This window comes from Rhizobium sp. RAF36, from assembly GCF_052114105.1.
Taxonomy (GTDB): domain Bacteria; phylum Pseudomonadota; class Alphaproteobacteria; order Rhizobiales; family Rhizobiaceae; genus Rhizobium.
Genome location: NZ_JBFREC010000033.1, coordinates 1 through 367, shown reverse-complemented (window position 1 = coordinate 367; position 367 = coordinate 1). Strand labels below are relative to the sequence as shown.

The 367-nt window shown below is 54.5% G+C and carries 2 rRNA genes; both read right to left on the bottom strand.

The window, feature by feature from the left end:
- Positions 1–112 (bottom strand): 5S ribosomal RNA (rrf, locus tag AB4Z25_RS29365); the annotation flags it as partial.
- Between the two features lie 127 nt (positions 113–239).
- Positions 240–367, bottom strand: a 23S ribosomal RNA gene (locus tag AB4Z25_RS29360); the annotation flags it as partial.

Below are 367 nucleotides of genomic sequence, written 5' to 3'. Positions count from 1 at the left end.
TGGCAGCGACCGACTCTCCCGCGTCTTAAGACGAAGTACCATAGGCGCTGGGGCGTTTCACGGCCGTGTTCGGAATGGGAACGGGTGCAGCCACCCCGCCATGACCACCAGGTCAGCGAAGCGCAACTTTGAGAAGCTGGTGCAGTTTTTTCAACTGCTTTTATGTGTGAACACGTCTTAACATCATCGTCCGGAGCAAGGCTTTGCCTTGCCCGGGAGATGAGCATTGATCAATGAGAACGATCAAGCCAATCGAGCTATTAGTACCGGTAAGCTTCATGCGTTGCCGCACTTCCACACCCGGCCTATCAACGTGGTCGTCTTCCACGGCTCTGATAGGGAATACTCGTTTTCAGGTGGGTTTCCC